The organism is Streptococcus sp. NLAE-zl-C503 (genome assembly GCF_900104285.1).
Lineage (GTDB): Bacteria > Bacillota > Bacilli > Lactobacillales > Streptococcaceae > Streptococcus.
On record NZ_FNJT01000003.1, the window covers coordinates 149,974 to 176,819 of the forward strand.

At 41.9% G+C, this 26,846-nt stretch carries 27 protein-coding genes, 2 tRNA genes and 1 other annotated feature; of the genes, 21 read left to right on the forward strand and 8 right to left on the reverse strand.

Going from position 1 to position 26,846, the window contains the following annotated elements; genetic code table 11:
• Positions 1-34: 34 nt before the first annotated feature.
• The 9 genes from BLS46_RS06915 to trpA all read left to right on the forward strand — a co-directional run bounded on the left by BLS46_RS06915 (position 35) and on the right by trpA (position 9,624).
• Complete coding sequence (locus BLS46_RS06915; RefSeq protein ID WP_180364066.1) at positions 35-1,264, forward strand: DegT/DnrJ/EryC1/StrS family aminotransferase; 1,230 nt, start codon at positions 35-37, stop codon at positions 1,262-1,264.
• Between the two features lie 35 nt (positions 1,265-1,299).
• Positions 1,300-1,530 (forward strand) — a binding site (T-box leader).
• Positions 1,531-1,595: 65 nt separating this feature from the next.
• Positions 1,596-2,774 carry a tryptophan synthase subunit beta gene (gene trpB / locus BLS46_RS06920; protein WP_093586534.1) on the forward strand — a complete coding sequence of 393 codons (1,179 nt, stop codon included), beginning with the start codon at positions 1,596-1,598 and terminating at the stop codon, positions 2,772-2,774.
• 590 nt (positions 2,775-3,364) lie between these two features.
• The gene (gene trpE, locus BLS46_RS06925; RefSeq protein WP_093586536.1) at positions 3,365-4,726 is read left to right on the forward strand and encodes an anthranilate synthase component I; all 1,362 of its coding nucleotides are present in this window, start codon (positions 3,365-3,367) and stop codon (positions 4,724-4,726) included.
• A complete protein-coding gene (locus tag BLS46_RS06930) occupies positions 4,723-5,289 on the forward strand; it encodes an aminodeoxychorismate/anthranilate synthase component II (RefSeq protein WP_093586538.1) in 567 nt (188 codons plus the stop codon). Before trpE ends, BLS46_RS06930 begins: the two co-directional genes overlap by 4 nt.
• Positions 5,290-5,299: 10 nt before the next feature.
• Positions 5,300-6,304, forward strand: coding sequence for an anthranilate phosphoribosyltransferase (trpD, locus tag BLS46_RS06935; protein ID WP_050241878.1), 1,005 nt, complete (start codon positions 5,300-5,302; stop codon positions 6,302-6,304).
• Positions 6,301-7,068: an indole-3-glycerol phosphate synthase TrpC gene (gene trpC / locus BLS46_RS06940; protein WP_093586539.1), complete on the forward strand. Its 768-nt coding sequence runs from the start codon at positions 6,301-6,303 to the stop codon at positions 7,066-7,068. The genes trpD and trpC overlap by 4 nt, the downstream gene beginning before the upstream one ends.
• Entirely contained in the window at positions 7,055-7,654 is a 600-nt protein-coding gene (locus BLS46_RS06945; RefSeq protein WP_093586541.1) for a phosphoribosylanthranilate isomerase, read from the forward strand. The genes trpC and BLS46_RS06945 overlap by 14 nt, the downstream gene beginning before the upstream one ends.
• A complete protein-coding gene (trpB, locus tag BLS46_RS06950; RefSeq protein ID WP_093586543.1) occupies positions 7,632-8,855 on the forward strand; it encodes a tryptophan synthase subunit beta in 1,224 nt (407 codons plus the stop codon). Before BLS46_RS06945 ends, trpB (BLS46_RS06950) begins: the two co-directional genes overlap by 23 nt.
• Positions 8,848-9,624, forward strand: coding sequence for a tryptophan synthase subunit alpha (gene trpA, locus BLS46_RS06955; RefSeq protein ID WP_093586545.1), 777 nt, complete (start codon positions 8,848-8,850; stop codon positions 9,622-9,624). Before trpB (BLS46_RS06950) ends, trpA begins: the two co-directional genes overlap by 8 nt.
• On the opposite strand, the gene BLS46_RS06960 is transcribed toward trpA, so the two are convergent.
• Positions 9,596-10,255: a prepilin peptidase gene (locus tag BLS46_RS06960; RefSeq protein WP_093586547.1), complete on the reverse strand. Its 660-nt coding sequence runs from the start codon at positions 10,253-10,255 to the stop codon at positions 9,596-9,598. The two genes, trpA and BLS46_RS06960, sit on opposite strands and share 29 nt — an antisense overlap.
• Positions 10,256-10,324: 69 nt before the next feature.
• On the opposite strand from BLS46_RS06960, the gene BLS46_RS06965 reads away from it, so the two are divergent.
• The gene (locus tag BLS46_RS06965; protein ID WP_093586549.1) at positions 10,325-10,780 is read left to right on the forward strand and encodes a GNAT family N-acetyltransferase; all 456 of its coding nucleotides are present in this window, start codon (positions 10,325-10,327) and stop codon (positions 10,778-10,780) included.
• Between the two features lie 48 nt (positions 10,781-10,828).
• Here BLS46_RS06965 and BLS46_RS06970 read toward each other — a convergent pair whose 3' ends face one another.
• Positions 10,829-11,974 carry a low temperature requirement protein A gene (locus BLS46_RS06970; RefSeq protein ID WP_093586551.1) on the reverse strand — a complete coding sequence of 382 codons (1,146 nt, stop codon included), beginning with the start codon at positions 11,972-11,974 and terminating at the stop codon, positions 10,829-10,831.
• Positions 11,975-12,780: 806 nt separating this feature from the next.
• Here BLS46_RS06970 and BLS46_RS06980 point away from each other — a divergent pair.
• Both BLS46_RS06980 and BLS46_RS06985 read left to right on the forward strand, forming a co-directional pair.
• Positions 12,781-14,070 (forward strand): hypothetical protein, encoded by a 1,290-nt coding sequence (locus tag BLS46_RS06980; RefSeq protein WP_093586553.1) that lies wholly within the window; start codon positions 12,781-12,783, stop codon positions 14,068-14,070.
• A gap of 9 nt (positions 14,071-14,079) precedes the next feature.
• Positions 14,080-15,168: an AI-2E family transporter gene (locus BLS46_RS06985; RefSeq protein WP_180364067.1), complete on the forward strand. Its 1,089-nt coding sequence runs from the start codon at positions 14,080-14,082 to the stop codon at positions 15,166-15,168.
• Between the two features lie 140 nt (positions 15,169-15,308).
• Here the strand turns inward: BLS46_RS06985 and BLS46_RS06990 are convergent.
• The 4 genes from BLS46_RS06990 to BLS46_RS07005 all read right to left on the reverse strand — a co-directional run bounded on the left by BLS46_RS06990 (position 15,309) and on the right by BLS46_RS07005 (position 17,922).
• A tRNA-Lys gene (locus tag BLS46_RS06990) sits at positions 15,309-15,381 on the reverse strand.
• A gap of 62 nt (positions 15,382-15,443) precedes the next feature.
• Complete coding sequence (locus BLS46_RS06995) at positions 15,444-15,959, reverse strand: DUF308 domain-containing protein (protein ID WP_000672740.1); 516 nt, start codon at positions 15,957-15,959, stop codon at positions 15,444-15,446.
• 354 nt (positions 15,960-16,313) lie between these two features.
• Positions 16,314-16,386, reverse strand: a tRNA-Lys gene (locus tag BLS46_RS07000).
• A 264-nt stretch (positions 16,387-16,650) separates the two neighbouring features.
• Positions 16,651-17,922 carry a replication-associated recombination protein A gene (locus tag BLS46_RS07005; RefSeq protein ID WP_093586555.1) on the reverse strand — a complete coding sequence of 424 codons (1,272 nt, stop codon included), beginning with the start codon at positions 17,920-17,922 and terminating at the stop codon, positions 16,651-16,653.
• A 115-nt stretch (positions 17,923-18,037) separates the two neighbouring features.
• Between BLS46_RS07005 and BLS46_RS07010 the strand changes: the two genes are divergently transcribed.
• The 7 genes from BLS46_RS07010 to pepF all read left to right on the forward strand — a co-directional run bounded on the left by BLS46_RS07010 (position 18,038) and on the right by pepF (position 24,133).
• Positions 18,038-18,508 carry a DUF3013 family protein gene (locus tag BLS46_RS07010; protein WP_093586557.1) on the forward strand — a complete coding sequence of 157 codons (471 nt, stop codon included), beginning with the start codon at positions 18,038-18,040 and terminating at the stop codon, positions 18,506-18,508.
• A gap of 18 nt (positions 18,509-18,526) precedes the next feature.
• A complete protein-coding gene (locus tag BLS46_RS07015; protein WP_180364068.1) occupies positions 18,527-19,594 on the forward strand; it encodes a site-2 protease family protein in 1,068 nt (355 codons plus the stop codon).
• 1 nt (position 19,595) lies between these two features.
• Complete coding sequence (locus BLS46_RS07020; RefSeq protein ID WP_093586561.1) at positions 19,596-20,033, forward strand: NUDIX hydrolase; 438 nt, start codon at positions 19,596-19,598, stop codon at positions 20,031-20,033.
• Positions 20,020-20,493 (forward strand): GNAT family N-acetyltransferase, encoded by a 474-nt coding sequence (locus tag BLS46_RS07025; protein WP_093586563.1) that lies wholly within the window; start codon positions 20,020-20,022, stop codon positions 20,491-20,493. The genes BLS46_RS07020 and BLS46_RS07025 overlap by 14 nt, the downstream gene beginning before the upstream one ends.
• Positions 20,494-20,630: 137 nt before the next feature.
• Entirely contained in the window at positions 20,631-21,581 is a 951-nt protein-coding gene (prmA, locus tag BLS46_RS07030; protein ID WP_093586565.1) for a 50S ribosomal protein L11 methyltransferase, read from the forward strand.
• Between the two features lies 1 nt (position 21,582).
• The gene (locus BLS46_RS07035) at positions 21,583-22,326 is read left to right on the forward strand and encodes a 16S rRNA (uracil(1498)-N(3))-methyltransferase (protein ID WP_093586566.1); all 744 of its coding nucleotides are present in this window, start codon (positions 21,583-21,585) and stop codon (positions 22,324-22,326) included.
• A 10-nt stretch (positions 22,327-22,336) separates the two neighbouring features.
• Complete coding sequence (gene pepF, locus BLS46_RS07040; protein WP_093586568.1) at positions 22,337-24,133, forward strand: oligoendopeptidase F; 1,797 nt, start codon at positions 22,337-22,339, stop codon at positions 24,131-24,133.
• Between the two features lie 168 nt (positions 24,134-24,301).
• Here the strand turns inward: pepF and BLS46_RS07045 are convergent, their stop codons facing one another.
• On the reverse strand, positions 24,302-24,691 hold the full coding sequence (locus tag BLS46_RS07045; RefSeq protein WP_093586570.1) for a nuclear transport factor 2 family protein: 390 nt from the start codon (positions 24,689-24,691) through the stop codon (positions 24,302-24,304).
• 152 nt (positions 24,692-24,843) lie between these two features.
• Between BLS46_RS07045 and BLS46_RS07050 the strand changes: the two genes are divergently transcribed.
• Positions 24,844-25,191: a winged helix-turn-helix transcriptional regulator gene (locus tag BLS46_RS07050; RefSeq protein ID WP_093586572.1), complete on the forward strand. Its 348-nt coding sequence runs from the start codon at positions 24,844-24,846 to the stop codon at positions 25,189-25,191.
• Between the two features lie 145 nt (positions 25,192-25,336).
• Positions 25,337-26,005: an MIP/aquaporin family protein gene (locus BLS46_RS07055; protein WP_093586574.1), complete on the forward strand. Its 669-nt coding sequence runs from the start codon at positions 25,337-25,339 to the stop codon at positions 26,003-26,005.
• A 341-nt stretch (positions 26,006-26,346) separates the two neighbouring features.
• On the opposite strand, the gene queF is transcribed toward BLS46_RS07055, so the two are convergent.
• Positions 26,347-26,838, reverse strand: coding sequence for a preQ(1) synthase (gene queF, locus BLS46_RS07065; protein ID WP_093586578.1), 492 nt, complete (start codon positions 26,836-26,838; stop codon positions 26,347-26,349).
• Positions 26,839-26,846: the final 8 nt, after the last annotated feature.

The window sequence follows — 26,846 nt, forward strand, 5'->3', positions numbered from 1 at the left end:
TGAGAAAATGAGTACAGATAAAAGGAGCAAATCAATGCCAAATTACAATATTCCATTTTCACCACCCGATATTACAGAAGCTGAAATTGCTGAAGTAGCGGATACCCTACGTTCTGGTTGGATCACAACGGGTCCTAAGACAAAAGAACTGGAGCGTCGCTTGTCCCAATACACACAGACACCTAAGACTGTCTGCCTCAACTCTGCGACAGCCGCTCTTGAGTTGATTTTGCGCGTCTTGGAAGTGGGACCTGGTGATGAAGTCATCGTTCCAGCCATGACCTATACAGCTTCATGTAGTGTCATCACTCACGTAGGAGCAACCCCTGTCATGGTGGATATCCAAGCAGATACTTTTGAGATGGACTATGACCTTCTTGAGCAAGCCATCACTGAAAAGACTAAGGTCATCATCCCAGTAGACCTTGCAGGGATTGTTTGCAACTATGACCGTTTGTTCCAAATGGTGGAGAAAAAACGCAATCTCTTTACTGCTGCTAGCAAGTGGCAAAGGGTTTTTAACCGTATCGTGATTGTCTCTGATAGTGCCCATGCTTTGGGATCTACTTATAAAGGGCAACCAGCTGGTTCTATTGCTGACTTTACTTCCTTCTCATTCCATGCCGTTAAAAACTTTACAACTGCTGAGGGAGGAAGTGCGACTTGGAAAGCCAACCCAGCGATTAACGACGAAGAGATGTACAAGGAATTCCAAATCCTTTCCCTTCATGGTCAAACAAAGGATGCCCTTGCCAAGATGCAACTCGGTTCATGGGAATACGATATCGTAACGCCGGCCTACAAGTGTAACATGACGGATATCATGGCTTCGATTGGTTTGGTACAATTGGACCGTTACCCTGGTTTGCTACAACGTCGTAAGGATATCGTGGACCGCTATGATCGTGGATTTGCGGATACTCGTATTCACCCATTGGCGCACAAGACTGATACTGTCGAATCTTGTCGTCACCTCTACATCACCCATGTAGAAGGAGCAAGTTTAGAAGAACGCAATCTCATAATCCAAGAATTGGCCAAAGCAGGAATTGCAAGTAATGTTCACTACAAACCGCTTCCGCTCTTGACAGCCTATAAGAATCTTGGTTTTGATATGGCAGATTATCCAAGAGCCTATGCCTTCTTTGAAAATGAAATTACGCTTCCTCTTCACACTAAATTAAGCGATGAAGAAGTAGACTACATCGTTAAGACTTTGGTAAGAATTTCCGAAGAAATCCTCGGTTCAGGAAAAAAATCATAAAAAAAATCTTGACAAAGATAGAACAATAACATATAATATTTTCAATAAATCAGAAAAGTAACTATTTTTGATCTTCAGGGAGCCTGTGGTGATTGTGAACAGGTGGTTGGAAGTAGTGAAAGTGGGCTGATTTTAAAAATGAATTTGAAACAATGAAAATTCGGTGCGCACACCTTACAGTGCAACTTGTTGTTAGACAAGGCAGAGATGTAAAGGGGATAGTCCCTTTACAATTGAGGTGGCACCGCGTTACCAACGCCCTCACACGGAAGTGAATTCCGTGTGTGGGCTTTTTCATATCTTGAAATCAATACTGAAAGAGGAAAAATTTATGACAATTAAAGGTTATTTTGGACAATTTGGTGGTAGTTTTGTGCCAGAGCCGATTCAGGCTTTGTTGGATGAGCTGGAAGTGACATTTGACAAATACAAGGATGATCCAGAGTTTTTGGCAGAATTTCGCCATTACTTAAAAGACTATTCAGGTCGCGAAACACCGCTTTATTTTGCGGAAAGTTTGACAGACCACCTAGGTGGCGCTAAGATTTATCTCAAGCGCGAAGACCTGAACCACCTTGGTTCTCACAAGCTTAACAATGTTCTAGGTCAAATTCTTCTTGCCAAACGTATGGGCAAAAAACGAGTGATCGCAGAAACAGGGGCTGGTCAGCATGGAGTTGCGACTGCAGCTGCAGCAGCCAAATTTGGTATGGCCTGTGATGTCTACATGGGAGCAGAGGATGTGGAACGTCAACGTCTCAATGTCTTCCGCATGGAGATGATGGGAGCAACTGTGCATGCAGTTGAAACAGGCACTCGTACCCTCAAGGATGCGGTTGATGCGGCTTTTGGAGCATGGATGAATGACCTTGAAGCCTTTTATGTTCTGGGATCTGCTGTAGGACCTCACCCTTATCCTACCATTGTTCATGAATTCCAAAAGGTCATCAGTGAAGAATCTCGCCGTCAAATCTTAGAAAAAGAAGGTCGTTTACCAGACTACGTTATTGCCTGTGTAGGTGGTGGTTCTAATGCCATCGGTGCTTTTTCACAGTATGTGGCTGATGAAGAAGTCAAATTGGTTGGGGTCGAAGCCGCTGGTCATGGACTCGATACAGACAAGCACGCAGCTACTATGACAAAAGGTAGTGTTGGAATTGTCGACGGAATGAAGACCTATGCAGTCTTTAAGGAAGATGGAGAGCTGGCGCCAGTTTACTCTATCTCAGCTGGTTTGGACTATCCAGGGGTTGGCCCAGAACACGCCTACTTTAAAGATTCAGGTCGCGTGGAATATGTGGCTGCGACGGATGAAGAAGCGGTTCAAGCCTTGCTCCTTCTTAGTAAGACTGAAGGAATTATCCCAGCGATTGAAAACTCACATGCTATCGCAGAAGCAGTTAAACGTGCACCGAAACTAAGTAAAGATGAGATTATTATCATCAATGTCTCTGGTCGTGGAGACAAGGACGTAGCTGCGATTGCAGACTACCTAGAAGCTAAAAAATAAGAGATGGAAAAATTACAGTTATTTCTTTCACAGAGAGCTTGTGGTTGCTGGAAACAAGCAGAGAAAGCTGTAAGGTTGGGTCCATCTGAAACGAGAGAAGAAAACATAATTCTCAAGGGAGTGCCCTTTATCGCACAGCCTGTTACAAGAAGGTTCTGAGACAGGAATGAGAGATGGGAGAAATCCTATAATTGAGGTGGCACCGCGAATTTCGTCCTCACGCAAGTTATTTTGCGTGGGGATTTTTATATATTTATCGTAGATATGGTCATCAGTTTTAAATTATGCTTCATCAATAGATAGATTTCTATAAAATATTTACGAACGAAGTGAGTTTCTAAAAGATGTTTCCCGCCATAGTGGTATCCTAGAGAAGCAAAGATGCTTCTCTAGAACGGAATTTTTGAGAGTAAAATAGTTTGGGGAACTATTTTAGCCTGAGCCTAGAAATGAATGAGCGAGGAGCTCAAAAATTAGGTCTTTCATTTCATGGTTTTCTAAAATCATCCACTGGATAATTTTACCTCCCGTCCGCACTATTTAAGGGAAATAGAAAAAAATAAAAATAAGGAACTGAAAGGGAAATTACAATGGAACGAATCATTCATGGAGATGTCTTATCGCCAATCTTGGCTTATATGCGCCTAAAGGGGCAACACAAGGTTATTTTAGAAAGTATTCCGAGAGACAAGGAAACAGCTCGTTTTTCTATCCTAGCCTATAATCCAGTTTTTGAGATTAAGTTTGAAAATGGAGTTCTTTATCAAAATGGGCAAGTGATTGATCGTGATCCCTTGGATTTCCTTTATGAAGTTACTCATAAGAGCCAACATCATTCAGACCTACCTTTTGGTGGGGGAGCCATTGGCTTTGTGGGTTACGATATGATTTCGCTTTATGAAGAAATTGGTCAAATCCCTGAGGATACCATTGGGACGCCAGACATGCATTTCTTTGTCTATGAGAGCTACATGGTCTTTGACCACAAGAAGGAAAAAATCCATGTCATCGAGGATGCTCTTTACAGCGAGCGTGTTCAAGAAGACTTGGAAAAAGCTTTGAACCAAGTACTTGAGGAATTACGCATTCCTGCAGCAAATGAATTTGAAGACTTGGATTTATCTCCGCTTGACTTCAAACCCCATATCGCTCCTCAGAAATTTGAGGAAATGGTAGAAACAGCTCGTGACTTGATTCGAAATGGCGATATGTTCCAATGCGTGCTCAGTCAGCGCTTCTCAGCAGAAGTTACTGGAAATTCATTTGACTTCTACAGAAATCTTCGCGTGACCAATCCATCTAATTACCTCTATTTCTATGACTTTGGTGATTATCAAATCATCGGTGCTAGTCCTGAAAGTTTGGTTTCTGTCAAAAATGGCATCGTGACAACTAATCCGATTGCAGGGACACGACCAAGAGGAGCTACAGATGAAGAGGACAAGGCTTTGGCGACAGACCTCCTTTCTGACGAGAAGGAAACAGCAGAACATCGGATGTTGGTAGACTTGGGACGCAATGATATTGGTCGTATCTCTGAAACAGCCAGTGTTCAAGTCACCAAGTATATGGAAGTGGAGCTCTTCCGCTATGTCATGCATTTGACCAGCGTGGTCAAGGGACGTTTGCTTCCAGAACTCACTGCCATGGATGCATTGAAAGCTACACTTCCAGCTGGAACAGTGTCAGGAGCTCCAAAGATTCGAGCTATGAGACGCATCTATGAACTGGAGACGGAAAAACGAGGCGTATACGCAGGAGCAATCGGCTACTTGTCTGCGACGGGTGATATGGATTTGGCCATTGCCATCCGAACCATGATTCTTAAAGATCAAACAGCCTATGTGCAGGCTGGGGCAGGGATTGTCTATGACTCTATTGCCCAAAACGAATACCAAGAAACCATTAACAAGGCTAAATCTATGACTAGAATTGGAGAACTAAGACCATGATTTTATTGATTGACAACTATGATTCTTTTACCTATAACTTGGCGCAGTACATTGGGAATTTTACAGAAGTGCAGGTCTTGAGAAATGATGATCCCAAGCTGTATGAAGAAGCTGAAAAAGCAGATGGTCTGGTCTTTTCGCCCGGCCCAGGTTGGCCAGTTGATGCTGGAAAGATGGAAGACATGATTCGTGATTTTGCTGGCAAGAAGCCGATTCTTGGGATTTGTTTGGGCCACCAAGCCATTGCAGAAGTCTTTGGTGGTAAGTTAGGTTTGGCTCCAAAAGTCATGCATGGGAAACAGAGCAATATCAGCTTTGAAGCGCCATCTGTTTTGTATCAAGGCATTGAGGATGGCCGTGCGGTCATGCGTTATCACAGTATTTTAATTGAAGAAATGCCAGAAGAATTTGAAGTGACAGCTCGTTCTACTGATGACCAAGCCATCATGGGGATTCAACATAAAAACCTACCGATTTATGGCTTCCAGTACCATCCAGAGAGTATTGGAACGCCAGATGGCTTGTCTTCTATTCGGAATTTTATCGAGAAGGTTGTAAAGTGAGGAAACTAGGATGAAAGAGATTATTGAAAAACTAGCAAAATTTGAAAATTTATCAGGTGTGGAAATGACGGATGTCATTGAGCGTATCGTAACTGGGCGTGTAACTGAAGCGCAGATTGCTTCTCTCCTTTTGGCTCTTAAGATGAAGGGGGAAACACCTGAAGAACGCACAGCCATTGCTCAAGTCATGAGAGGACATGCTCAACATATTCCGACTGAAATTCATGATGCCATGGACAACTGTGGTACAGGTGGGGACAAGTCTTTCAGTTTTAATATTTCCACAACTGCAGCCTTTGTCTTGGCTGGTGGTGGTGTTCACATGGCCAAGCATGGTAACCGCTCGATTTCTTCTAAATCTGGTTCTGCAGATGTCCTCGAAGCCTTGGGTATCAACCTAGACCTCAAACCAGCTGAACTAGGTAAGGTTTTTGATAAAACTGGCATCGTCTTTCTCTTTGCTAAAAATATGCACCCAGCTATGAAATACATCATGCCAGCTCGTTTGGAACTAGGAATTCCAACGATTATGAACTTGACTGGTCCCCTGATTCACCCAATGGCCTTGGAAACACAGCTTCTTGGTATTAGTCGTCCAGAACTGCTAGAAAGTACAGCTCAGGTATTGAAAAATATGGGTCGCAAACGTGCCATCGTAGTTGCTGGACCAGAAGGACTGGATGAAGCTGGCTTGAACGGAACAACCAAGATTGCTCTGCTTGAAAATGGCGAAATCACCTTGTCAAGCTTTACTCCAGAAGATCTGGGGATGGAAGGCTACGCTATCGACGATATTCGTGGAGGCAATGCTCAGGAAAATGCAGAAATTTTGCTCAGCGTTCTTAAAAATGAACCAAGTCCATTCTTGGAAACTACAGTTTTAAATGCTGGTCTTGGTTTCTATGCTAATGGTAAGGTAGCTAGTATCAAGGAAGGAGTTGCCTTGGCCCGTCAAGTGATTGCTAGTGGCAAGGCCCTTGAAAAACTCAGACTGTTACAGGAGTACCAAAAATGAGTCAGGAATTTTTAGCACGAATTTTGGAGCAGAAGGCGCGTGAGGTTGAGCAGATGCAGCTGGAGGAAATCCAGCCCCTGCGCCAGACCTATCGCTTGGCTGACTATCTAAAACAACACCAAGACCGCTTGCAGGTGATCGCTGAAGTCAAGAAGGCTAGCCCTAGTCTGGGAGATATCAATCTCGATGTGGATATTGTGCAACAGGCTCAGACTTATGAAGAAAACGGAGCAGTGATGATTTCTGTTCTGACAGATGAAGTTTTCTTTAAAGGTCATTTGGATTATCTGCGGGAGATTTCCAGTCAGGTACAGATTCCGACGCTTAACAAGGACTTTATCATTGATGAAAAACAAATCATTCGTGCTCGTAATGCAGGTGCGACAGTCATCTTGCTCATTGTGGCTGCCTTGTCAGAAGAACGTCTCAAGGAACTGTACGACTATGCGACAGAGCTTGGTCTGGAAGTTTTAGTGGAGACTCACAATCTAGCTGAACTAGAAGTGGCTCACAGACTTGGTGCCCAGATTATTGGGGTCAATAACCGCAACTTAACTACCTTTGAAGTTGACTTGCAGACCAGTGTAGATTTGGCTAAACATTTCAAAGATGATTGCTTGTACATTTCTGAATCGGCTATTTTCACAGGGCAGGATGCAGAGCGAGTAGCACCATACTTTAACGGAATTTTAATAGGGACAGCTCTCATGCAGGCAGAAGATGTAGCCCAGAGAATCAAGGAGTTGCAGATTGACAAAGGTTAAGATTTGTGGACTATCGACCAAAGAAGCGGTGGAAACAGCCGTATCAGTAGGGGCCGACTACATCGGTTTTGTCTTCGCACCTAGTAAAAGACAGGTGACCTTGGATCAGGCTGCTGAGCTGGCAAAGCTTATTCCTACAGATGTCAAAAAGGTTGGTGTATTTGTTTCACCAAGTCGGGCTCAACTGTTAGAAGTCATTGACAAAGTTGGCTTGGACTTGGTTCAAGTTCACGGTCAGGTGGCAGATGATTTGTTTGAGAATTTGCCTTCTGCCAGTATTCAGGCTGTGCAGGTGGATGGAGAGGGTCATGTGCCCAATTCTCAGGCAGACTATCTACTCTTTGATGCCCCTGTGGCTGGGAGTGGCCAGACCTTTGACTGGGGCCAACTGGATACGACTGGACTAACTCAGCCCTTCTTTATCGCAGGTGGGCTTAAGGAAGATAATGTAGTAAAAGCAATTCAACACTTTACTCCCTATGCAGTAGATGTATCGAGTGGAGTGGAGACAGACGGACAAAAAGATCATGAAAAGATTATAAGATTTATAGAGAGGGTAAAGAATGGCATATCAAGAACCAAATAAAGATGGATTTTACGGAAAATTCGGCGGACGTTTCGTCCCAGAAACATTGATGACAGCAGTTTTGGAGTTGGAGAAGGCCTACCGTGAAAGTCAGGCAGACCCAAGTTTCCAAGAGGAATTAAACCAACTTTTGCGCCAGTATGTAGGACGTGAAACTCCCCTTTACTACGCAAAAAACTTGACCCAGCATATTGGCGGAGCCAAGATTTATCTCAAACGTGAAGACCTCAACCATACAGGGGCCCATAAGATTAACAATGCCTTAGGACAAGTTTTGCTTGCTAAACGCATGGGTAAAAAGAAAATTATCGCTGAAACAGGTGCTGGTCAGCACGGTGTGGCAACTGCAACAGCTGCAGCCCTCTTTAACATGGAATGTACCATCTATATGGGTGAAGAGGATGTTAAACGCCAAGCTCTCAATGTCTTCCGCATGGAGCTTTTAGGAGCCAAGGTTGAGGCAGTGACAGACGGTTCGCGCGTGCTCAAGGATGCTGTTAATGCAGCCCTTCGTTCATGGGTGGCTAATATCGATGATACCCACTATATCCTTGGTTCTGCCTTGGGGCCTCATCCTTTCCCAGAAATTGTTCGTGACTTCCAAAGTGTCATTGGTCGAGAAGCTAAACAACAGTATCGCAATATGACAGGTCAAGACTTACCAGATGCCCTAGTAGCCTGTGTTGGTGGTGGGTCGAATGCTATCGGGCTCTTCCATCCATTTGTAGAAGATGAGTCAGTAGCTATGTATGGGGCTGAAGCAGCTGGGCTTGGTGTGGATACGGAGCACCATGCAGCTACCTTGACCAAGGGTCGTCCTGGTGTCCTTCACGGTTCCCTCATGGATGTGCTCCAAGATGCCCATGGTCAAATTCTTGAAGCCTTCTCTATCTCAGCAGGCTTGGACTATCCTGGTATCGGTCCAGAACATTCTCACTACCACGATATTAAACGTGCCAGCTATGTCCCTGTGACAGACGAAGAAGCCTTGGAAGGATTCCAACTCTTGTCTCGTGTGGAAGGGATTATCCCAGCCTTGGAATCTAGCCACGCTATTGCTTTTGCGGTGAAATTGGCCAAAGAACTTGGACCAGAAAAGTCTATGATTGTCTGCCTATCAGGTCGTGGGGACAAGGATGTGGTTCAAGTCAAAGACCGCTTGGAAGCAGATGCAGCAAAGAAGGGAGAAGCTCATGCCTAAGACTCTAACAGAAAAATTGAATGCTATCAAAGCAGCTGGAAAAGGAATTTTTGTTCCCTATATCATGGCTGGAGACTATGAGAAAGGTTTGGATGGTCTCGCTGAAACAATCCACTTTTTAGAAGATTTAGGCGTTTCAGCCATTGAAGTGGGCATTCCCTTTTCAGACCCTGTTGCAGATGGACCTGTGATCGAAGAAGCAGGATTGCGCAGTCTAGCTAACGGGACTTCTACCCAGGCTTTGGTGGAAACCTTGAAAACCATTCAAACAGAGGTGCCACTTGTCATCATGACCTACTTCAACCCCCTCTTTCAGTACGGTGTGGAGAAATTTGTCAAAGATTTGGCAGATACAGCGGTTAAAGGATTGATTATTCCAGACCTGCCTCATGAACATGCTAACTTTGTGGAGCCTTATTTGGCAGATACAGACATTGCTTTGATTCCCTTAGTTAGTTTGACAACAGGACTTGAACGTCAAAAAGAGTTGATCAAGGGAGCAGAAGGTTTTGTCTATGCTGTTGCCATCAATGGGGTGACAGGGAAGTCAGGAAATTACCGTGCAGACTTGGATAAGCACTTGGCGCAATTGCATCAAGTAGCTGACATCCCAGTCTTGACAGGTTTTGGCGTATCTAGTCAAGCCGATGTAGAACGCTTCAATGCGGTGTCAGATGGCGTGATCGTCGGTTCAAAAATCGTAAAAGCCCTCCACCAAGGAGAGCCAATTGAGAACTTTATCAAACAAGCAGTAGCTTACCAAAAATAATCAAACAAGCAGCGAGTAAGAGGAAAGGCACGAAAGGAAGTCTTTCCTTTTTCTTTTGCAGGAGAAAGGCTAGGATTCCCGTCGCAGAAGCGAACTGAATCAAGATCAGTAGTTCAGTCGCACTAAAGACGAGAGCGCAAGAAGCAAGAAAGAGAAAATCCCCTGAGCCCATGCGGATATCGATAAAATGAGCTAGAATTCCTAGGACAAGGAAAAAGACCATGACCAGATCCCAGCCAGAGGAAACCATGAGGATTAGGTGGAAAGTCATCCAGACCAGTAAGGGATATTCCTGATGGTGAAAGTCGTAGATGCCCAAGGTCAAACCAGCAGTGATTAGGATGACTTGTCCCAAGGAAAGAAAGCCCCAATACCAAGATAGAAAGAGGAGCCCTAAGCCTAGTTCAAAGAGGGCATACCAGACAGGATAAGGAGCCTTGCAGTAGCGACAGCGAAAGCGATTGAGCACCTGCGAGAGAATCGGAATCAAATCTAAGGGGCGCAAGCGAGTCTGACAGGAATCGCAGTGACTAGCAGGTTGGATAATGGATTGCTCTGGAAAACGGTCAATGACCAAACCAAGAAAGGAAGCGAGAATACTCCCGACAAGAAAAAAATAAATATCAATCATACTTATCTATTCGTAAAAAATAGGAGAAGTAGTATAATGGAGAAACATAGATAAGATGGTGAGGCAAAGATGATAATTCGTTTTGAAGAAAATGTGAGCACAGAAAATGCTCAGCTCGTATGCCAATGGTCCAACTCCCTAGGCAAATCCTTTCAAGAACAATGGATGGGAACAATGATTCCTTTTCCCTTGACAATTCAAGTCTTGCAAGATTTGGAAGGAATCTTTTCAATCTTTGCTGGACAAGAGTTTGTCGGGCTTGTCCAGAAAATCAGGCTAGAAGACAGGAATCTACATATCGGACGGTTTTTAATCAATCCCCAGAAACAGGGGCAAGGCTTAGGTAGTCAGGCCTTAAGGAAATTTGTTAGTTTGGTCTTTGAAAATGGAGACATAGATAGTATTTCTCTAAATGTCTTCGAGGCAAATCAGGCAGCCAAGCATCTTTATCAAAAAGAAGGATTTGAAATCGTTAAAACCATTGAAGCACCTGTACGAAAATACGTTATGAAAAAGTTTAGATAGAAAGCAAAAAGCCTTGGTTCCCAAAGCTTTTTTAATCTTATAAACTCATTAAAATAACTCCCAGTTAGATTTGGAATATTTTTTATTCTGTGTCATATAAAAATAAATAGAATGAATAGCTATAGCTAGAGCTAAAATGGTTGTAATACTTACTACTATTATAGGATTAGAAGCAAAGATTAAAGAGAGAATCAAGGCAGCCAGATAGAGTGTAGCTTGGACACAGTAGTAACTTTTCGAATAGCGAAGATAGTGTTTGTTATAGGGCCCATTTGCTAGGACAGCAGCTTGGAAGAGGCCAATTCCGATATAAAAGAAGCTGGTTGCAAAGAGAAGATTAGCTTCAGGATTCAGAAGAAAACTCATCGAAACGGTCATCATAAGAATTCCAATAAAAATAGGATAGTGACTGTAAATTAGAAATAGTCCCTTTTGATTAGATTCTTCATCAATAGCATGGTCGAATTGACCAAAATAAAACAAGAACAGAGAAATCATAATAATGAAATAAAGAACCGAATAAATCGAGAAATTCTCGATTGTAAAGAAGTTAGCTAGCTCCGTAATCATCTCTCCAAACGTAATAATGACAAGAAGGGAGATGCGCTCGATTAAATGGGGGAGATTTACCTGGTAATGCTTATCTTTATTAAGCAAGATACTTGGCATAATAAATGTTAGCAGAATACTAGCAAATAAGATATAGACTCTAAGGTAAATAGGAAGAAGAGCTGCTAGATAGAATCCTAAACTTCCTAGACCTGTTATCCATAGAAAACCTTTGATACTTTCCCGATTAGCATCATCGGTTGATTTTCTAAAAAATTCAACCAAATATTGAAAAAATAAGGTAAGGGTTAATGTACCAATAGCCCAACAGAGATAATGAAAATATTGTTGCCAATCAGGTCCAATCATATTGGCTATAAAGAGTAAAATTCCCATTTTGATAAACATGATTACTATGTTAAATAAAGAGTTCTTTCCATAGCGATTGGTATAATCGGTTTGAATCATCCAGGAATCGATGAGAAACAAAGTAGCAATGAAAAAATCAAGGAAAGAATTCCAAGTCAAAATACCGTTATGAAGATGGTCAATTAAAGTAGTTACTTTTGAAATTGCAAAAACAAAAACTAGGTCATAAAAAAGTTCTGAAAATTCTACACGTTTATGTTTAATAAGAGTTGTCATCTTAAGACCTTTCTATTTTAGAAGTACAATTTATTATAACAGAAAATGGTAATAAAAAAAAAGGGAGATGCTTAAATAACTTCATGTGACGCGAATGAACTGCGCCACAAAAGTTAGGTTTTTTCTGTCTAACTTTTGGGGTGCAGTTCAGAAGGGGTGTTTTTTCTATCGTTTTTTAGTGCTAAGACTACACAAAAAAGCCTAGTAAATCAAGGCTTTTTCCTGTTGTATTTAGATGCCCCCTACAGGGATTTGGAAAGGACTTTCATATTGAGAGCAATTAAAAATATTGAAATATAAGTGATTTTAGGTATTTTCAATGTCATGATTTAAAAATGGGACAAAAGTGGGGCAAAAACCATACAGATTCTAAACTGTATGGTTCTTTTTTTATCTAACCAAGAAAGGTTAAAACTTATTAAAACACATGCAATCAACTGTTGAAAACTTTTTAGTCCGTGTAATATAAAAACAAGTAGAAAGTTGAACTATAGGGAATATTGTGTCATAATAAGTAATAGATGAATAATTAATAGATTGGAAATAATGCTTTCTTACCTTAACAAGTTGAATTGGTTATACATTTTTTCGTCGCAATTGTGTCTATCTCTCGAGTTTAGCTAGTTTTTATAAGCTCTGGTTTCTAATCAATATAACAAATTTTAGAAGTGCATAAGACAAGATGGTGACATTACTACAGTCATTTCTAGTCACCATATGTTGCTGGCACAGGCTGTTTGTAGTGTTGGCTATTTACTAGTCAGTTTAATCGGAGTGTTTAATTTTTATTGTTGAAAGGTTTTTATATGGCGAAAATTCTATCTTTAGGTCTGACAGGTAGGAAATTACTTGCTCAGGGTTTCTTATTTGTTCTGCTAGGTCTTATCTTGATGGTTACGGGGACTTGGTTGCCAGTAACGGTTATTCGACTGGTTCTGTTTTTAGCTTGGATAGCAACGGTCTTAGATTTAGTATTACGTATTTTCAAAAAAAGTCAGTCAACGGACACCTTGGGAGTTGCACTGGTTAAATTGTTAGTGCTGGGATATTTGCTTGGCTCCAATTTTGCGACGGATGTGCCGATTTATATTTTGGCTCTTGTGATTGGAGTTTATCAGATTTTTCATGCTACTATCAACCTTGTCACCTATGTTCTCTACCGCAAAAACAAAATTCGACCTCGTTTTCGTCTCTTACTAGATGGACTCGTACTAGTTTTTCTTGGTGGGACTAGTCTTTTGTCCTCTACAGGAAATTCTGTCTTTCAACTCTTTGTATTAGGGGCTTATTTTTTCCTTTATGGTGTGTCCAATATCCGTGACGGTTTCTTGTTTGAGGAGGAAATTGGGAAAAACCATCTCAAACGTCGCATTAGAATTAGCTTACCTATTGTCCTAGCCGCTCTCATCCCTGCAAGAACTTTAGCAAAAATTAACAAATTTATGCTGGAAAATGCTGATGAGGAAGAAGATATCCATCTTGGAATGGTGAAGTCTGGTAAGACAGCGGAGCTTGAAATTTTTGTTCATACAGCTGAGACCTCTCTGTTTTCGGCAATTGGTCATGTGGATATCTGCTATCAAGGCCGTGTTATTTCTTATGGCAACTATGATCCGTCTTCTGAGACCTTATTTGGCATGGTAGGAGATGGTGTCTTATATTTCTGTGATCGTGACAAGTACATTGACCTATGTAAACGTGAGAGTCAAAAAACGCTTTTTGGTTATGGGATAGATTTGACGCCTGAAATGGAAAAAGCAGTTCAGAAAAAGTTGGCTGAATTGAAACAACTGACGATTCCATGGGAGCCAAGTGCAGATAAAATCATGACAGGTGATGGTAAGGAAGACTACACCTACGCTTATAAAATCAGACATGAGACAGATGGGGAACTTTATAAATTTATCAAATCTAAGTTTAAATCCTACTTTGTCTTATCTACAAACTGTGTGCTCTTGGCTGATACCATAGTCGGTCAGGCTGGCACCGATATCCTCTCACCCAAAGGATTTATCGCTCCAGGAACTTACCAAGCCTACCTTAATCGAGAGTTTGAAAAACCAAATAGTATAGTCGTATCTAAACATGTTTATTAAGGAGAATTTATGAACTTAGTAAAAAAATACACCCCGTTAATACTTTTTATAGGGCTGGTTGCTCTTGTAATTCTGAATGCATCGAGCTTTATATCAGGAGCAATCTCTCTCTTTGATGTAATATCAACCTTGATTTATGGTGCTGTTATTGCTTTTGTGCTTAATGTTCCTATGAAAAAAATTGAACAGTACTTAGTTAAATTGAAGGTAAAGGCAGAGTTGCGTCGTCCGATTGCCATGGTACTTGTTTTCCTAGCTCTTATCTTAATCGTGATTGCTCTTTTGGTTTTGGTGCTGCCAACCCTAGCCCAGACTATTAGTCAGCTGGGAACAGTCCTTTCAACAGTCCTGACTCAACTTGGGAAATTGCTAGGCAGCTCGGAATTTGTAACCAAAGACATGTTGTCAACTATCGTATCAGGCATACAGGGACAATCTAGTTCTATTAGCCAAGCTTTGATAGGTTTTTTATCAGGTCTGACTAGTAATATCGGCAATATTTTTTCAAGTTTGATGAATGCCTTTCTGATTATAGTATTTACCTTTTTATTTTTATCCAGTAAGGAACATCTGGCAGCGATGACGAGTAGACTTCTAAAAGTTATATTTCCAGAGAAAGTGGTGACAAAGTTAACTTACATTGGACAAGTAGCACTAGAGACTTATGACCAATTTTTGATGAGTCAGCTGATTGAAGCAGTCATCATAGGAGTTATGATAGCGGTTGGCTACAGCCTGTTTGGACTACCTTATGGGGTAATGACAGGTATATTTGCAGGAGTGCTATCGTTCATTCCTTATGTAGGGCCTATGATTGCTTGTGTTGTGGGAGCGATTTTTATCTTCACAGTGAGTCCTACTCAAGCCTTACTTTCTCTTCTTCTATATCAAGTTATACAGCTGATTGAAGGAAACCTTATTTATCCTAGAGTTGTAGGTCAATCTATTGGTTTGCCAGCTATTTTCACGCTTGCGGCTGCTAGTATTGGAGGCAATCTCTTTGGCTTACTTGGGATGATATTCTTTACACCGATATTTGCTGTTATCTATCGATTGGTTAAGGAATTTGTCGTTGCAAAGGAAAATCAGCTAGATTAAGAAAAACTAAATTTAATAAGATATACTGAGAAGAGAGTGAGAGATTCTCTTCTCTTTTATTTTTAAATACTTTTCTACAAAAAGCTATTAGACGTTAAAAAAAGCCTTGGTTTCAAGGCTTATTTCTGTTGATTTAGATGTGCCCCCTGCAGGGCTCGAACCTGCGCCCCATAGCTTAAGAGTCTACTGCTCTACCAACTGAGCTAAGGAGGCAACAGAAAAAGCTGAGAATGTAACTTCCCAGCTATTTTAATATGCCCAAAATGGCAGCTAGATTATTTACGAAAGGCATCAAGGATATAGGTGAAACCAACAATTAAAAATGCAAAGGCAACGACATAAACGACAAAGACACTTGTAGCTACTGGATTGAACAAAATCACTAGACCTAGTAAAAATGCAAGCAACGCTATCCACATGATATGGTTGCCAATAATAGGGAAAATCAATCCCAGACGATTGCCTTTAAAGAAAACTATAATGGCTTCTACAATTAACCAAATTCCTAAAATAGTTGGAATGACAACTGGCAGCGTCACAAAGCCATAGGCAACGAGGTAAAGAGCTAAGAGAAGATTAACAATCCCTTGGAAAAGATGAGCTGGTGAGCGAAGCTCTTTTGGTACAGAGAAATAGCCTAAAATAGCTGCTATAGAAGAAACCAGTAAACCAAATGCAATCCACCAGCTGTAAGCAACAAGATTAGCTACTGGGTTTGTAAATAGGAAAAGTCCTAAAAGGACAAAAACAACTCCTGCAAGGAATAGCAGTAAACGATTAGAAAATTTCATTTCAATACCCCCTATATAGTATAGTATAGTTTGATAATAAAAATATTATACACCTTTTTAGAGGAAATGTCAATAAACAAAATGGAAAATTTGGAAGTTTCAGTCTGATTTATGAAAAGAAAATCAGTTTTTATTATTTTGAAAATAAAAAGAGAAGATAAAATTTGTCTTCTCTACATGAAAATATTGTATGGAATCAAAGCAAAAGTAACTGGCTTTACACTATTTGTAAAGATGTAATTTGATTCAAAAAGAAAAGATAGATTTAAAATGTGGGACAAATGATGGGGTAAATCAGTTATAGACAAGCAAAAAAAGCCTTGATTTACAAGGCTTTTTCCTGTTGTATTTAGATGCCCCCTACAGGGATCGAACCTGTGACCCACGGATTAAGAGTCCGCTGCTCTGCCAGCTGAGCTAAGGAGGCAAAGAAAAAAGCTGTATTGGTGCCGAAACTTCACGGTTTGTATTGAACCCGCGCAATTAAGCAGGTGGGCAACTCGCTCTAACTGAAGCTGTTTCCGTGTGAGACGGCCTACATGCTGTTAGAAGACTTTTGTTTCCCTAATAATACAAAAAATAGTCGGTCAACACTTAAGTGTGAAGTCGTACACCACAGCGTTTCTATGTTTATATAATACCACTTTTTCAAAAAAAATCAAGAGGAAAGTGCAATTTTTTGAAAAGGATTTCAGATTTTTCGCAAACGGTCGATAGCTTCCTTTCTTTGAGCCAAAGCCCGTTCATATTTACCAGTATCTTCTGCTTGGAAATAGTGATGATTACGAATTTTTTCTGGCAGATAGTTTTGTTTAATCCAATTTCCAGGATAGTTGTGAGGATAGAGATAGTCTTGGGCATTCCCCAGTTCCTTGCTTCCGCTGTAGTGCCCATCACGCAGGTGTCGCGGAATAGGCAAGTGCCCTGATGTTTTGAGGTCAGCAAGTGCCTTATCCATAGCCACATAAGCTGAGTTGGATTTTGGAGAAAGGGCCAAATCAATCACGACATTGGCAATGAGAATACGTGCTTCTGGGAAACCAATCTTTTGGGCGGCATCCAGAGCAGTCACGGTGTGAATCTGGGCTTCAGGATTGGCTAAGCCGATATCTTCATAGGCGATAACAGTCAAACGACGAGCGAGACTTGGCAAATCACCAGCCTCAATCAAGCGGGCAGCATAGTGGAGACTGGCATCCACATCTGAGCCACGGATAGACTTTTGCAGAGCAGATAGAACATCATAGTGACCGTCTCCATCCTTGTCCATGGTAATGTAGCTCCGCTGCAGGCTATTTTCCATGATGTCTAGGGTGATATGGCGGATGCCCTCGTCATTCTCAGGGGTAGAGAGAGCTGCCAAATCCAGTGAGTTAAAGGCAGAACGCAGATCACCGTTTGTAGATGTTGCGATGAAATCCAGCGCATCCTCATCTAGCTCAACTGGGAAGTCAAAACCGCGCTCAGGGTCAGTCAGGGCGATTTGAATGGCTTCTTTAACATCTTGGTTAGACAAGGGCTCCAATTCAAAAATCTGAACACGGCTACGGATGGCAGGAGTGACCGAAAAGAAGGGATTTTCAGTCGTAGCGCCAATCATGATAACCAGACCACTTTCCAAGAGTGGCAGAAGAAAGTCTTGCTTGGTCTTATCGAGACGATGAATCTCGTCTAGTAACAGCACCAAGCCACCAGAGAATTTAGCCTCTTCAGCGATTTCTTGCAGTCGTTTCTTACTATCAACAGTCGCATTAAAGGTCCGAAAGGCATACTTGGTGGTTCCAGCGATGGCTGAGGCGATACTGGTCTTGCCGATTCCTGGAGGTCCGTAGAGAATCATGGAGGACAGACGATTGGCTTCCACCATGCGACGGATAATTTTTCCAGGTCCGACCAGATGCTCTTGACCGATGACCTGGTCAATGGTTTTTGGGCGCATGCGAAGCGCGAGATTGTCTGGCATAGCAGTCCTTTCTAACATGGATTTTCTGATGTATATGTGGTAAGATGGTAGTATCTATTTTAGCATATTTCCGAGCAATCGGGGCGATTTAAGAGTCGCATAGAAAGAGGACAAAATGGCAACATACGGATTTTTAGATGTTTTAGAGGAAGAATTGGACAAGAACTTTCCTTTTGACTTTGAGATTAGCTGGGACAAGCGCAACCATGCGGTTGAAGTGAGTTTTCTCTTGGAAGCGCAAAATGCTGCTGGGGTAGAGATGCTGGATGAAGACGGAGAGGTGTCATCAGACGATATTCTATTTGAAGAAGCGGTACTCTTTTACAATCCTGCCAAGTCAACTGTTAATGCAGAAGACTACTTGACAGTTATCCCTTACCTGCCGAAGAAAGGTTTCTCTCGTGAATTTTTAACTTATTTTGCGCTATTTCTCAAAGATACTGCTGAGGTTGGGCTAGATGCGCTCATGGATTTTTTGGAAGACCCAGAAGCAGAAGAATTCGTCATGGAATGGAACCAAGAAGTCTTTGAAGAAGGAAAAGTCGGCTTGGAAGAGGGAGAGTTTTATCCTTATCCGAGATACTAGGAGTTGGTTGGAGATTTTATGAAGAAAATTGGGATTTATTTGGTTTATGTGCTAGCTTTTGCCTTTATTATGCTAGCTTTTGCTTGTGGCACTATCGCATTTGCAGAGTTGGGGTATTCCGCAGTTTTAGCATTCACTTTTGGTTATTCCTTCGCTCTTTTAAGTATGTATTTAATCTTTATTCTTCATGAGCTGGGTCATGCTTTTTGTGGCTACTTGACAGGCTATCGGCTGGTGGCTTTTGGATTAGGACATTTTCTTTTGACCAAAAAGTCAGGCAGGTTTCATCTTAGTCGAACAGCCGTTCTGAAAAATGTTGGTGCTCAGTATATTGGATTGAAAGAAGATGAAAGCGATCAAAGAATCATCTTGATGCTTTCAGGAGGTTTGCTGGTTCATCTTAGCTTGATATTATTGGCGATATTGTTTGGATTTTTGACAAGAAGCTGGTATTTTGCTGGTACTTGGATTTTTCTGAATTTGTCTTTCTTCCTAAACAACACTTTGCCAGTCGGCATCACCGATGGAGCAAAAATATGGGAATTGCGACAACACCCTGAAAATACCAAATACGCCTACATGGTGTTGAGGCATTCTGCCCAGACCCTGCTAGCTCCTCAAGAATATGATTTGAAAGACTTTATCATGCCTGTTCCTGAGGATGCAAGTGGGAGTTTTGCAGAAAGTATTCAAACTCTTCAGGGAGTGGTTTTCATATTGGATGGTCATTTGGAGACAGCTAAAAAGCTATTTCAATCTTTACTAGAGAGAACAGAACACTCGCTGTCTGAAACTTTTTGCCAGCTATACCTTCTTCAAATCGCCTTGCTGGAAGGAGATAATGAGAAAGCGGAGAAATATGCAAGTATTCGAAGTGTTAAATCCTTTTTATCTCTAAAAATGGCAGATGTGCAGATGATTCAAGCCTGGTATCAATTTAAGGTAAAGAAAAATATAGCTCAAACTCGCAAGGCTATGAAGATTGCTAGACAGAAAATGAATAGCAGCCGAATGCTACGGGACGAGAAACGCTATTATGAAAACTGGTTAGCAGAGCTGGAAAAGGAATTAGCTGAAGGAGTCTAACATGGAAATAGAAATTTCTGATTTCACAGGTTGCAAAATTGCCCTCTTTTGTGGTGATAAGCTCTTAACTATCTTACGTGATGACAAGGAAAACATCCCATGGCCCAATATGTGGGAACTACCAGGTGGTGGGCGTGAAGGGGATGAAAGTCCTTTTGAGTGCGCAGCGCGTGAAGTTTTTGAGGAACTGGGGATTCGTCTGACTAAAGATTGTCTGCTTTTGAGTAAGGTTTATCCAAGTATGCTTTTTGAGGGGAAGAAATCCGTCTTTTTGGTTGGTAAGTTGGCTCAGGAACAATTTGACAAGATTGTCTTTGGTGACGAAGGGCAGGGATATAGACTGATGAGCATTGAGGAGTTTCTTAGCTCAGATAAGGTTGTCCCCCAGTTGCAGGACAGAGTGAGGGAGTATTTGGAGGAGAATTATGATAACACTTGAGAGAGCAGGAGCAGAGGATTTGGAGACCATCATTGCGATTCAAAGAGCTAGCTTTAAGGCTGTCTATGAAAAATACCAAGATGAGTATGATCCTTATCTCGAGGATCGTGAACGAATCAAGTGGAAATTGGTTGAGCGTCCCAATAGCTATTACTACTTTGTGAAAGAAAAGGACGAAAATATCGGATTTTTACGAGTTCAGACCAATGAAGAGTTGACGGAGGCTTGGTTGGGAACGGCAGCGATTTTACCCCAGTATCAAGGAAAAGGTTATGGTTCTGAAGGATTGGAATTGCTGGAAAAGGAATTTCCGACGATTAAGCAGTGGGATTTGTGTACGGTATTACAGGATGCGGGCATGGTCGCTTTTTATGAGAAAAATGGTTACCGTCAAACCCATATCGAACCTGAAAAAGAAGGTATGGATATGGTCTACATGAAAAAATTGATTGACAAATAGAAAGGATGGTTCAGTTAAATTTCTAAACTGAACCCGCCCTAAACACTGTGCCAAAAAGATAAACTTCTCTTAGACACAAGCGTCTTCAGAGAGTTTCCTATTTTGGCTTTGTGTTTTACGGGCTTGGTATCTTAATTATGGAAACATGGCAAGAGTTAAAAGTTACAGTGAAGCGTGAGGGAGAGGAGTTGGTCTCCAATCTCTTGATTGAGCTAGGTGCTCAAGGTGTTGCGATCGAAGACAGCATGGATTATGTGGGGAATGTGGATCGTTTTGGTGAGATTTTCCCAGAGGTCGAGCAGCAGGAAGAAATCGTGGTGACAGCCTACTACCCTGATACGGTTGATGTGGCAGTGGTTGAGGCGGATTTGCAGGCTCGCTTGGCAGACTTGACGGATTTTATAGACTTGGGAGAAGTCAAGATGGGAACGACCGCCTTGGCTGAGGAAGACTGGGCAGACAACTGGAAGAAATACTATGAACCCGCTCGCATCACTCATGATTTGACCATCGTGCCGTCCTGGACAGACTATGAGGCGACTACGGGAGAAAAGATTATCAAGCTAGATCCTGGTATGGCCTTCGGAACTGGGACGCATCCAACTACTAAGATGAGCCTTTTTGCCTTGGAGCAGGTCCTTCGTGGTGGCGAAACGGTGCTTGATGTGGGAACTGGATCAGGAGTTCTTTCCATTGCCAGCTCGCTTCTTGGTGCTAAGGAGATTTTCGCCTATGACCTCGATGATGTGGCGGTTCGGGTCGCTCAGGAAAATATTGAACTCAACCCTGGCATGGAAAATATTCATGTAGCGGCTGGAGATTTGCTTAAGGGTGTTGAAATTGAGGCAGATGTCATCGTGGCTAATATCTTGGCGGATATTCTCATTCATCTGACAGAGGATGCTTATCGCTTGGTCAAGGATGAGGGCTACCTCATCATGAGTGGCATTATCAAGGACAAGTGGGACATGGTGCGCGAGTCGGCTGAGTTAGCTGGATTTTTCCTCGAAACTCACATGGTTCAAGGGGAATGGAACGCCTGTGTCTTTAAGAAGACTAAGGATATTTCAGGTGTGATTGGAGGCTAGCATGCAACAGTATTTTGTCAAAGGCAGTCCTACATCACCTGTGACCATTGAGGACAAGGAAACCAGCAAGCACATGTTTCAGGTCATGCGCTTGAAGGAAGATGATCAGGTGACCTTGGTCTTTGATGATGGCATTAAGCGCTTGGCTCGCGTGCTAGATGTGGAAAACCGTCAGTTTGAGTTGATCCAAGAATTAGCTGACAATGTGGAATTGCCAGTTCAAGTGACCATCGCATCTGGCTTTCCCAAGGGAGATAAGCTGGAATTCATCACTCAAAAAGTGACAGAACTGGGTGCTAGCCAAATCTGGGCCTTTCCTGCCGATTGGTCGGTAGCCAAGTGGGACGGCAAGAAATTAGGCAAGAAAGTCGAAAAACTAGAAAAAATCGCCCTTGGAGCAGCCGAACAAAGCAAGCGTAATCTGGTCCCAAGTGTCAAACTTTTTGAGAAAAAAGCAGATTTTCTAGCTCAGTTTGACCAGTTTGACTCTATTGTAGTAGCCTATGAAGAATCAGCAAAAGAGGGAGAAGCTGCTGCGCTTCTGCAAGCAGTCACTGGTCTTGAAAAAGGAGCCAAATTGCTCTTTATCTTTGGCCCAGAAGGTGGTTTATCACCTGCGGAAATTGAAAGTTTTGAAGCCAAAGGAGCTGTTTTGGCAGGTCTTGGACCTCGCATCTTGCGAGCAGAAACAGCGCCGCTTTATGCCTTATCAGCCATTAGTGTTTTATTAGAATTAGAAAAATAAGAGGAAGAAAATGGAACAAAAACACCGTTCAGAATTTCCTGAAAAGGAACTTTGGGATTTAACTGCCCTATACCAAGACCGTGAGGATTTCTTACGTGCAATCGAGAAAACGCGTGAAGACATCAATCAATTTAGCCGTGACTACAAGGGTAATCTTCACACTTTTGAGGATTTCGAGAAGGCCTTTGCGGAATTGGAGCAAATCTATATCCAGATGAGCCATATAGGTAATTATGCCTTTATGCCTCAGACGACGGACTATAGCAATGAAGATTTTGCTAATATCGCCCAAGCTGGGATGGAATTTGAAACAGACGCCAGTGTAGCCTTGACCTTCTTTGACGACGCCTTGGTGGAAGCTGATGAGGAAGTCTTGGACCGTTTGGGTGAATTGCCTCACTTGACGGCAGCCATTCGTCAGGCAAAAATCAAAAAAGCCCACTATCTTGGGGCTGATGTGGAAAAGGCCTTGACTAATCTCGGTGAAGTTTTCTACAGTCCACAAGATATCTACACTAAGATGCGAGCTGGGGACTTTGAAATGGCTGACTTTGAAGCCCATGGCAAGACCTACAAAAACAGCTTTGTGACCTATGAGAATTTCTACCAAAACCACGAGGACGCTGAGGTTCGTGAGAAATCCTTCCGTTCTTTCTCAGAAGGACTTCGTAAGCACCAAAATACAGCTGCGGCAGCCTATCTTGCTCAGGTCAAGTCTGAGAAATTGTTGGCAGATATGAAGGGATATGACTCCGTCTTTGATTATCTTCTAGCTGAGCAAGAAGTGGATCGTGCCATGTTTGACCGCCAGATTGACCTCATCATGAAGGACTTTGCACCAGTAGCTCAGAGATACCTCAAGCATGTTGCCAAGGTAAATGGTCTTGAAAAGATGACCTTTGCAGACTGGAAATTGGATTTGGACAGCGTCCTGAATCCTGAAGTGACTATTGACGACGCCTATGATTTGGTCATGAAGTCGGTAGAACCTTTGGGGCAGGAATATTGTCAGGAAGTTGCTCGCTATCAAGAAGAGCGCTGGGTTGACTTCGCTGCCAATAGTGGCAAGGATTCTGGTGGTTATGCGGCGGATCCATATCGCGTGCACCCTTATGTCCTCATGAGCTGGACAGGCCGTTTGAGTGATGTCTATACCTTGATTCATGAGATCGGGCATTCTGGTCAATTCATCTTTTCTGACAATCACCAAAGTTACTTTAATGCCCACATGTCGACCTACTATGTCGAAGCACCGTCAACCTTTAATGAATTGCTTTTAAGTGATTATTTGGAACATCAGTCTGATGATCCGCGTCAAAAACGCTTTGCCCTTGCTCACCGTTTGACAGACACCTACTTCCATAACTTTATTACCCACCTCTTGGAAGCAGCCTTCCAGCGCAAGGTTTATACATTGATTGAAGAAGGAGAAACCTTCGGAGCAAGCAAACTTAACAGTATTATGAAGGAAGTTTTGACGGATTTCTGGGGAGATGCCATTGAAATCGACGACGATGCAGCTCTGACTTGGATGCGCCAAGCTCACTACTACATGGGCTTGTATAGTTACACTTACTCAGCAGGACTAGTCATCTCGACTGCGGGTTATCTTCATCTGAAACATTCAGAAACTGGAGCCGAAGACTGGCTCAATCTTCTCAAATCAGGTGGAAGTAAGACGCCGCTTGAGTCAGCCATGATTATTGGAGCGGATATCTCAACAGACAAACCACTCCGTGATACCATCCAGTTCTTGTCTGATACAGTTGACCAGATTATCGCCTACAGTGCTGAGTTGGGAGAGTAAATTAAAAGAGTCTGGGACAAAAGTCTAACCTTAAATATAAAAAGCGAACAAAACGAGTTATCTGACACTCAGAATACTGTTTTGTTTGCTTTTTTTCTAATCTATCGATTTTAGAAATTTATAATAAAGAATTCCTAAAATCAAAATTTTTTGTCCCGGCCTCTTAAATTATCCCCAAAAGCTATCTTCTTCAGCTTGATCTGAAGAGAAGAGCCAAACTTCTTTGATTTTTCCGTCTTCAATACGGAAGAGGTCAATCCCGTTCATATTGAGTTCAGTACCATCAGCACGTGTTCCGAGAAAAGTAACATTAGCTGCGATTAAATCCTTATTGTCAGAAACCCAATTTGTTATCACCTTAAAGGTTCCATTAGTTTTCTCAGCAAATGTAGCTAGGTGAGATCCTAGTAGGTCCTTACCAACAACTGTACCAGATATACTATGATTACCGGGTTGATGCCAGACAATATCATCTGCCATCGTTTCAAAGATACCAGGAAAGTCACCAGCAATTAGAGCTTGGTTATAAGCATTGAAAATTTCTAAGTTTGTTGACATATCTATTCTCCATTTCTTTTTTATGGTATAATTGTAACAGTTAAAATCAAAAAAACAAGTAGACACTTTTTCGATAGCTGGTATCAAAACTAGTACTATTGTTGATACTAAAAGATAAAATTTTTTTTAAAAAAATAGAAAGAAGATATTTTATGCCAAATAAAGTGAGTGAGTATGGTATTTGTCCATTTGCGACAACGCAGAGGGTTTTAACAGGGAAATGGGCACTGGTAATCATTTATCAGTTGAGTACGGGTACCAAACGATTTAAAGAATTGCAGAGATTATTGCCTGGGATTACTCAAACTATTTTGACCCGTCATCTCCGTCAATTAGAAAAGGATAAGATTGTTCAACGAAAGGTCTATGCCGAAGTTCCCCCACGAGTTGAGTACAGCTTAACCGAAATGGGGCAGGAATTCAGAGTTGTTTTAGATGCTGTCGAAAACTGGGGTCTGGATTATATCAAGTTGCTAAATGCTAGTGAGATAAGCGACTGATAAGCCCTATAGAGGAAATGTATTTTTCTGTTTAATTCCTCAATTAAAAGATAGTAAGGCAAACCATTATTTTCCAAGCACATTTCTTGAAACCCTTTCCTTCTTCTGATAGACTAATACATAGTTTGAAAAAAGGAGACTTAATATGAAAAAATTTGTTGCTGAATTAATCGGTACATTTATGCTTGTGTTCATCGGAACAGGAGCTGTTGTTTTTGGAAATGGTGTTGAAGGTCTTGGACACCTTGGAATTGCTTTTGCCTTTGGTTTGGCAATCGTAGTCGCAGCTTTCTCAATCGGAACTGTTTCAGGTGCTCACTTGAACCCAGCTGTTTCGATCGCTATGTTTGTAAACAAACGTTTGTCATCTTCAGAGCTTGTAAACTACATCCTTGGACAAGTAGTTGGAGCTTTCCTTGCGTCAGCTGCAGTATTCTTCCTCTTGTCTAACTCAGGAATGTCAACTGCTAGTCTTGGTGAAAATGCCTTGGCAAACGGTGTCACTGTCTTTGGTGGTTTCTTGTTTGAAGTCATCGCAACCTTCTTGTTTGTCCTAGTTATCATGACTGTAACATCAGCAAGCAAAGGCAATGGTGCGATTGCTGGTTTGGTGATTGGTTTATCATTGACAGCTATGATCCTTGTGGGTTTGAACATCACTGGACTTTCAGTTAACCCAGCTCGTAGCTTGGCACCAGCTGTCTTCGTAGGTGGCGCAGCCCTTCAACAAGTATGGATTTTTATCCTTGCTCCAATCGTTGGTGGCGTTCTTGCAGCTCTTGTTGCAAAAAACTGCCTTGGCACAGAAGAATAATAAACAAAAAGAGCCTTGCTCCTCATCTTGAGGAACAGGGCTTTTTCGTATCTGTTTATACTCAATGAAAATCAAAGAGCAAACTAGGAAACTAGCCACAGGTTGCTCAAAACATGGTTTTGAGGTTGTAGATGAAACTGACGAAGTCAGCTCAAAACACTGTTTTGAGGTTGTGGATAGAACTGACGAAGTCAGCTCAAAGCACTGCTTTGAGGTTGTGGATAGAACTGACGAAGTCAGCTCAAAACACTGTTTTGAGGTTGTGGATAGAACTGACGAAGTCAGTAACATATATACGGCAAGGCGACGTTGACGCGGGTTGAAGAGATTTTCGAAGAGCATTAGCGGTTGTCAATTTTCTCTGGATAAAGGTCGTGTTGGAAGAGGCGTTGTTCTGCCAAGCCTTCATACTTGCTTCCAGGTCTACCGTAGTTGTAGTAGGGGTCGATTGAGATGCCACCTCGCGGAGTGAATTTTCCCCAGACTTCTAAATAGCGAGGATCTAGCAAGTTGACCAAGTCTTTCCCGATGGTGTTGATACAGTTTTCGTGAAAATCCCCATGATTTCGGTAGCTAAAGAGGTAGAGTTTGAGGGATTTTGACTCGACACAGAGTTTGTCAGGAATGTAGGAAATATAAATGGTCGCAAAGTCTGGTTGAGCCGTAATAGGACAAAGTGAGGTAAATTCAGGACAGTTGAATTTGATAAAATAGTCATTTTCCACATGACGATTGTCAAAAGATTCGAGAACTTCTGGCTGATAGTCAAAGATGTAGTTGGTTTCTTTGTTGCCCAGTAGGCTTAGGTTTTTCAATTCTTCTTGTTGTGACATGATTTTTT